Source organism: Hubeiibacter jixunmingi (genome assembly GCF_041928215.1).
In the GTDB taxonomy this organism is placed as follows: Bacteria; Pseudomonadota; Gammaproteobacteria; order Pseudomonadales; family Moraxellaceae; genus Acinetobacter.
In genome coordinates this window covers 1-8315 of sequence record NZ_JBHFHK010000079.1, presented here as the reverse complement: position 1 = coordinate 8315, position 8315 = coordinate 1, and the positions used below count along the sequence as shown (strand labels likewise).

The 8315-nt window shown below is 40.4% G+C and carries 4 protein-coding genes, 1 pseudogene and 1 riboswitch; of the genes and pseudogenes, 3 read left to right on the top strand and 2 right to left on the bottom strand.

The features are described from left to right. The first annotated feature begins 411 nt into the window (after positions 1-411). Positions 412-2127, top strand: coding sequence for an electron transfer flavoprotein-ubiquinone oxidoreductase (locus tag ACEYX7_RS09920; protein ID WP_374805254.1), 1716 nt, complete (start codon positions 412-414; stop codon positions 2125-2127). Positions 2128-2259: 132 nt separating this feature from the next. Here ACEYX7_RS09920 and thiC read toward each other — a convergent pair. Further along, a pseudogene (gene thiC / locus ACEYX7_RS09915) lies at positions 2260-4127 on the bottom strand (phosphomethylpyrimidine synthase ThiC). A gap of 96 nt (positions 4128-4223) precedes the next feature. Next, positions 4224-4344, bottom strand: a riboswitch (TPP riboswitch). A gap of 158 nt (positions 4345-4502) precedes the next feature. On the opposite strand from thiC, the gene ACEYX7_RS09910 reads away from it, so the two are divergent. Together ACEYX7_RS09910 and ACEYX7_RS09905 are read left to right on the top strand one after the other, a co-directional pair. Continuing rightward, complete coding sequence (locus ACEYX7_RS09910) at positions 4503-5138, top strand: class I SAM-dependent methyltransferase (RefSeq protein ID WP_374805253.1); 636 nt, start codon at positions 4503-4505, stop codon at positions 5136-5138. 82 nt (positions 5139-5220) lie between these two features. Beyond that, on the top strand, positions 5221-6471 hold the full coding sequence (locus tag ACEYX7_RS09905; RefSeq protein ID WP_374807082.1) for a TIGR03862 family flavoprotein: 1251 nt from the start codon (positions 5221-5223) through the stop codon (positions 6469-6471). 8 nt (positions 6472-6479) lie between these two features. Here ACEYX7_RS09905 and rtcR read toward each other — a convergent pair whose 3' ends face one another. Then, positions 6480-8078 carry an RNA repair transcriptional activator RtcR gene (gene rtcR, locus ACEYX7_RS09900; protein WP_374805251.1) on the bottom strand — a complete coding sequence of 533 codons (1599 nt, stop codon included), beginning with the start codon at positions 8076-8078 and terminating at the stop codon, positions 6480-6482. Between the last annotated feature and the right edge of the window lie 237 nt (positions 8079-8315).

Sequence of the window (8315 nt, the reverse complement as noted above, 5' to 3'; positions counted from 1 at the left end):
CGTTTAGATTGTATTGATACCCTGTTCTTCTATTTTATGTGGATTTGTGCCATTTATTAATTTCTTTTGCTATAGTGGTGGGATACTGCGACTTTGCATGATTTGCTGTAAAGCCTGATTTAAGCTTTGAAAATCATGATTTACTGATGTTACATCATTATTTCGCATAGAGAAGGTCCTAAAAAATTGACTTTATAGTCGCTATTTATGCCCAATTGACAGTAAAAAAGCCTTGCTTTGCCAATTGGCTTTAATGAATATTTTATCTATACTACAACACTTTATAAGATGCAATATTTGGTTGTATGCTTTTGTTGGCTTTTATTGATTGGTAAAACTGACAGTATATTTGTAGATAACCATTTACCGCTCAAAACCTACTCATATTTTGATGATTTAAAGGAGTTCTACATGGAGCACATCGAAAGAGAAGCGATGGAGTTTGATGTCGTGATTGTCGGTGCAGGCCCTGCAGGCTTATCGGCAGCCATCCGTTTACGCCAATTGGCAATCCAACATGAGATGCCAGATCTGTCGGTGTGTGTGGTAGAAAAAGGCTCTGAAGTTGGTGCACATATCTTATCGGGTGCAGTGCTTGAACCACGTGCCTTGAATGAACTGTTCCCAGACTGGAAAGAGCAAGGTGCACCGCTAAATGTAGCGGTCAAAGAAGACAAAACCTATTTCTTATTATCAGACACCAACAGCAAAGAAGCCCCACATTGGATGGTACCAAAAACCATGCACAATGATGGCAACTATATTGTATCACTGGGTAATGTAGTGCGTTGGTTGGGTCAAAAAGCCGAAGAATTAGAAGTGCAAATTTTCCCTGGCTTTGCTGCATCGGAAATTTTATACCATGAAGATGGCACAACAGTAAAAGGCATTCAAACTGGCGATATGGGTGTTGGTAAAGATGGTGAACCAACGCATAACTTTGCACCAGGCTATGAGTTGCATGCCAAATATACCTTGTTTGCAGAAGGTTGCCGTGGTCATTTAGGCAAACGTTTAATCAAAAAATTCAATCTTGATAAAGATGCCGATCCACAACATTATGGTATTGGTATCAAAGAATTATGGGAAATTGATCCTGCCAAACACAAAGAAGGCTTGGTGATGCACGGTGCCGGCTGGCCGATGACTGAAACAGGTTCATCTGGCGGTTGGTGGATATATCATGCTGAAAATAATCAAGTTTCTTTAGGTATGATTATTGATTTATCGTACGAAAATCCACATATGTTCCCATTTATGGAAATGCAACGCTGGAAAACCCATCCGCTGATTAAACAGTATTTGGAAGGCGGTAAACGTATTTCTTATGGTGCGCGTGCAGTCGTCAAAGGTGGGTTTAATGCCTTGCCAAAATTGACCTTTGCAGGTGGTTGCCTAATCGGTGATGATGCAGGGTTCTTGAATTTTGCCAAAATCAAAGGCTCACATACCGCCATGAAATCAGGTATGCTTTGTGCTGATGCGGTATTTGAAGCCATCCAAGCAGGTGTTGCCAAAGGCGGTGAGCTAATGGTCGCTCGTGCGATTGAGGGCGATGACCACTTTGTTAAAGAAGTGACGGCTTATACCGATAAGTTTAACAATTCTTGGTTAAAAGAAGAATTACATAGCTCTCGCAACTTCGGTCCTGCGATGCATAAATTTGGCTTGTGGATGGGCGGTGCGTTTAACTTTATCGATCAAAATATGTTTAAAGTACCATTTACTTTGCGTGATTTGACTGAAGATTTTGCAGCGATTAAAACCGTCGATGCAGTGAGCTTTAAGCCTGATTATCCAAAACCAGATGGCAAACTCACCTTTGATCGTTTGTCTTCAGTGTTTATTTCCAACACTGTACATGAAGAAAATCAGCCAGCACATTTGCATCTGACCAATGCTGAAATTCCAATTGCGGTGAATTTACCAAAATGGGATGAGCCAGCACAACGCTACTGCCCAGCAGGGGTGTATGAAGTGGTGGATAATGGCGATGGTAGCAAGCGTTTCCAAATCAATGCTGCCAACTGCGTACATTGCAAAACTTGTGATATCAAAGACCCATCACAAAATATCACTTGGGTGACGCCAGAAGGTGGCGGCGGTCCAAACTATCCAAATATGTAATTGATTTTGTGATATTGAAAAAATCCATCTTATTGATTTAAGGTGGATTTTTATTTTCGATAACCAAAGGAAATAATACGCAACGTGAGTTCGGTTTAAAAATGTAATGCTTTAAACCGAACTGACGTTATATTACACGTCATGATAAAGCTTACTGCCTTCATCATGAAATTTTTCTTTCATTTCAGCCATGCCTTTTTCAATATCTAAGCCTTTGGCGTAGTCTCTGACGTTTTGGGTAATTTTCATCGAACAAAATTTTGGACCACACATTGAACAGAAATGGGCAGACTTGTGTGCTTCTTTTGGCATGGTTTCATCATGCATACTGCGTGCGGTGTCAGGGTCTAAACTCAAATTGAATTGATCTTCCCAGCGGAATTCAAAACGTGCTTTGGATAAGGCATTATCACGTACTTGAGCAGCAGGATGCCCTTTGGCAAGGTCAGCGGCATGGGCAGCGATTTTATAAGTAATAATGCCATCTTTGACATCTTTTTTATTCGGCAAGCCCAAATGCTCTTTTGGCGTGACATAACACAGCATTGCCGTGCCATACCAACCAATCATCGCTGCACCAATCGCAGAAGTAATATGATCATAACCAGGGGCAATGTCGGTAGTTAAAGGACCTAGCGTATAAAACGGTGCTTCGCTACATACTTCAAGCTGCAAATCCATATTTTCTTTAATTATATGCATCGGCACATGCCCCGGCCCTTCAATCATCACTTGTACATCATGTTGCCATGCACGGTGGGTGAGTTCGCCTAAGGTTTTCAGTTCGCTAAATTGGGCTTCGTCATTGGCATCTTGAATACAACCAGGACGTAAACCATCGCCTAAGCTAAATGACACATCATAGGCTTTCATGATTTCGCAAATTTCATCAAAATGGGTATAAAGGAAATTTTCTTGATGATGAGCCAAGCACCATTGAGCCATAATCGAACCACCACGGCTGACAATCCCCGTCAAACGATTAGCGGTGAGCGGTACATAACGCAATAATACGCCGGCATGAATGGTAAAATAATCCACACCTTGCTCGGCTTGCTCAATCAGCGTATCTTTAAAAATCTCCCAAGTCAGGTCTTCGGCAATACCATTGACTTTTTCAAGGGCTTGATAAATGGGTACTGTACCGATTGGCACTGGTGAATTACGGATAATCCATTCACGGGTTTCGTGAATATTTTTCCCTGTCGATAAATCCATAATGGATCGGCACCCCAACGCGTCGCCCACGTCATTTTTGCCACTTCTTCGTCAATGCTTGAACCAAGTGCTGAATTACCGATATTGGCATTAATTTTGACCAAAAAATTCCGCCCAATAATCATCGGCTCACATTCTGGATGATTGATATTACAAGGAATAATCGCACGTCCTGCTGCCACCTCAGATCGTACAAATTCAAGGGTGATTGCTTTGAGATTTCTTGCCCCAAAATTTTGTCCCTGATGTTGTCGCATATCCACGCCTTGTTGCTGGCGTTGATTTTCACGAATGGCGATATATTCCATTTCAGGGATAATAATGCCTTGTTTGGCATAGTGCATTTGTGTGACGTTTTTATTTGTTTTCGCACGTCTTGGCTTGGATATATGGGCAAAACGAATCTCTGCCGTGCGTATATCTTTGAGTCGTTCTCGTCCAAATGCCGAGCTTAAGCCATCGAGTTGTTCAGTATCATCACGCTCATCAATCCACGCTTGGCGAACATGAGGTAAACCTTTATTTAAATCAATTTGTATATTTGGGTCTGTATAAACGCCTGAAGTATCATAAACCAAAATTGGTGCGTTCGCTTCACCGCCTAAACCAGTCGGTGTATCGGTTAGACTGATTTCACGAAAAGGCACTTGAATGTCGGGACGTGAGCCTTGCACATAAATTTTTTTCGATGCAGGTAAAATACGGATTAAATCTTTGGCATCTTGTTCGTGTTGTGCGATTTGCTGAGATAAATCAGCAGAAAAAGAAGACTGTTGGCTCATAAATATGTCCTTTAAAATGGCAATTACAAACCAAGCCATTTAAGGAAAATACGCCAACGATTCTATATCAGCTTAGAAATAAATGTATGGAGAATTTTTCGCAAATAACTTGATTCCTACGGTGGTATTAACCACATCAGGTTCAACGGTATTTGTATCTACATCGATAGATGAATACAATCTCAGCAGTTTATTCACTGCACTCCGTCAAGCTAAATCGATTTTAGTCATTTTTTAGCATAGGGGCAAGTGATTGATTTTATTTATGTGATGAATTTACAAAGATAAAATAGACTTCATGACTTGAGTTGATAATAATAATTAAGTACATAAAAATATTGATTTTTTGAAAGAATCGCAACGTTTGGAGGTGTTATGCAAGAGTCACGTTTGTTTCAGCCACATTTTTTGAGTCCGCCTCGTCATTTTCAAGCCATCCCAGAGCAACCTATTTGCTTAGAAATCGGTGCAGGCAAAGGTAAACATGCACATCTGTTTGCCAATGAAAATCCAGATTTTATCTTGTATGCTGTAGAGCGTACCCAAGAAAAATTTGATGCGATGCAAAAGCAACAACATATTCAGCCGTTGGCAAACTTACATTTGGTGCATGCGGATGCCATCGCATGGACAGTGCATGCAATCTATCCAAAGCAGATTCAGCGTTTGTTTTTACTTTATCCTAATCCAGAGCCACACAATGCGACACAGCGTTGGTTAAATATGCCATTTTTTGAATATTTATTATCTCGTATCGCTGATGGTGGTGAAATTGTGCTTGCCAGTAATATCGTAGAATATTTGGATGAAGCACAGATCCGTTTGCAAGAAGTGTGGCAGTTGCCTTATCAACGCCGTACTATCGAAGCGACTTCAGCACGTACACATTTTGAGATTAAATATCTAGAACGTGGTGAGCATTGCCAAGAGTTGATTATTCAAAAGCCTACAGGTTATGTGACACGTTTTGATGATGTACAGCCACGTTTAGGACAGGCGGCACAGCGTTGAATGAGAGATTGTGATAGTGAACATTGGTGATTATCGTAAAAGCCATTATAATGACCAAAATCTCTCTTTTGCCTGATTTACCATGTCAACAACTCACAATCGACCACAAAAAATTATGATCATCGGAGCAGGGCCTGCGGGTCTTGCTTGTGCTGAATATTTATCACAATACAATATCGATAAAAATGGCAATTTAATTTCCCCGCTCAAATTTGATATTGAAATTTATGAACAAAAAACCTCAGCAGGACGCAAATTTTTGATGGCTGGCAAGACAGGATTAAACATCAGCCATAATGAAGATTTTGCCCAATTTATTCAGCGTTATGACCATGTGCAAGCTTTACAAGAGATATTAAACGATTATCATGCACCGCAGATTATGCAATGGATGCAAGGTCTGGGCATAGAACCTTATATCGGTAGCTCTGGCAGAATTTTTCCTGTAGAAATGAAAGCTGCACCACTATTGCGTGCATGGTTAAAACGTTTAATTGCTCAAGGGGTAAAGCTGTATTATCAACAGCAATGTCAGCAGATTGATGGCAATCAGGTTCAAATTTTAGATTTAAAAAATCAGCAATTAAAAACGATTGATTTTGATCAATTGGTCTTGGCATGTGGTGGGGCATCGTGGTCAAGATTAGGCAGTGATGGACGTTGGCAACAATGGCTTGATAAAGATGAAATTGCACCTTTGCAAGCCAGTAATGTGGGTGTGCTCAAAGCATGGTCGAGCTTTATGCAACCTTATTTTGGACAGCCATTAAAGCGAGTACAAGCGTGGAGTACGCTTAGCGACAAGCATTTTGGTGAAATGGTGATTAGTCATTATGGTTTAGAAGGTGGCTTGGTTTATCGTTGTCAGCGTGGGCTACGTCTGCAATATAATGAAATACAACAAGCGACTTTATATATTGATTTGTTACCTGATATTGATCAAAAGACTTTGTTAGATAAGTTATTACAATATGGTCAAAATAAAAAACTCAGCCTCAATACCCAATGGCAGAAGCTGGGTTTGGACAAAACCAAAATTGCTTTATTGCGTGATATTGTGGATAAGAAAGATTGGTCAAATGCGGAAAAAATGCAACAGCACATCAAGCAATTGGCGATTAAGATTGATGGTTTTCGCCCTATGGATGAAGCGATTAGCTGTGCAGGCGGAGTAAAATTTTCGTATCTCCATGCCGATTTGAGCTTAAAACGCCAATCCAATATTTATCTTTGTGGTGAGATGTTGGACTGGGATGCACCGACAGGCGGTTATTTATTGACAGCATGTTTGGCTACAGGCCGTCATGTTGCGAAACATATTTCTACAAAATAAACTACTGTTTATTTTACACTTTCGATATCCACCCAAGTCAAACCAAAACGAGCCAAATATTTTTTGATACGGTCGCTGTCATTGGTATTGCGTTTGTCTTGCCGAGATTGGGCAAACAATTGCCGTCCTGCATCCGCCATGGATTTGCATTGCATACAGCGTGCAATCACCCCTTGCAATTGAATCACATCAAATTCATCCAACTCAGCCAATCGCTCAGCAGAAAATAATTTTTCTAAAATATTGTTTTTATTTTCAATAGCCTGTGATACGCCCCAAAGCTGTTTAAGCTGATCAATTTCTTGATGTACCGTATCTCGATTGATGTACGCCCCATCAGTCAAAGTCGCCATACGCGTGACACTGGCGATCAAATCACGAAAATTGCCTTGCCAAGTGGCATCATTGGACTGGGCAAATGCCAAATAATCTTGCAAGGCATCTTGATAAAAACGCAATTGCCGTTGCTGTTGCGTAGCAAAACGTGCCAATTCAAACTCAATATTCGGGGCAATATCTTCGCTACGCTGTTTTAAACTCGGTAAAAAGAACGTCCATGTATTCAATCTCGCCCATAAATCTTCACGAAAATCACCCGCTTGCACCGCCAAGCGTAAATCTTTATTCGTCCCTGCAATTAGGGCAAAATCCACTTGTATGGCACTATCACTACCGACTGGGAAAAATGATTTATCTTCCAATGCTTTGAGTAACATGGCTTGTTCGTCTAAACCCAATTCGCCAATTTCATCCAAAAATAACACACCGCCATCAGCGGATTTTAGCCAACCATCACGTGCTTGATTCGCCCCTGTAAATGCCCCTTTGATATGCCCAAATAAAGCAGACATGGCACTATCACCTTTGAGCGTGGCACAATTGACATCAATAAATCGCCCTGTGAGATGCAATGTTTCTTTTTTTAGGGCAAAGATTTGTTTGGCAAGCTGTGATTTGCCCACACCTGTCGCCCCCATGATTAAAATCGGGGCATTGGAACGGGTGGCGACTTTTTCCACTTGTGAAATCAATTGGTTAAAGGCAGGATTTTTGGTGGCAATATCGGCTTTGAGCTGTTGCCAATGTTGCTCTTGTTCATCGGCAAAACGGCTTTTTAAGGCATCATAACGTGATAAATCCAAGTCAATAACGCGATATTCGCCCTGTGCTTGCTTGGCGGTATTTGGTGAAGTTTGAATTAATTTTGCAGGTAAATAATGGGCATCAATCAATAAAAACCAGCAAATCTGTGCCACGTGCGTGCCTGTGGTGATGTGTAAAAAATAATTATTATTTTCGGTATCAAACTCAAAGTCTTTGACAAAATCATACAGCACGCCATACACATCAGAAAAATCCCAAGGGTCACGGATGCTGACATGACGCCCTTCAATCACGGTATTTGGCGATAATTGCTCACCATCGCTTTGAATGGTTTTGAGTAAGTTATGATGCTGACGGTCGTGCAACAAAATCAATTTATCAATCTGCAAATCATCATGCATTAACAAACTTAAAGTCGGTCGCCAACGCAACCAACGATTATCATTTTTGCCTTGGTCTAAGGTTGAGCCGATAAAACCGATAACGATATTGTTTTTTGCCATAGTTAAGCTTTTGATTTAATGTAAATATAAAAGGTATAGAAAGAAAACCGTTCATCTTACGAAACAGTATTTCTCAGGTTTTACTACCCTTCGACAAGCTCAGGGCGAACGGAAAATCATATTTAAATATGTTCACCTACTTATAAAATATAATAAAAGACTCAGCACACGACAAAAAAATAAAAAAGACTGTTAAAGCAATGGCATAATAGTAATTTTTCTGACGAATTAGACCAT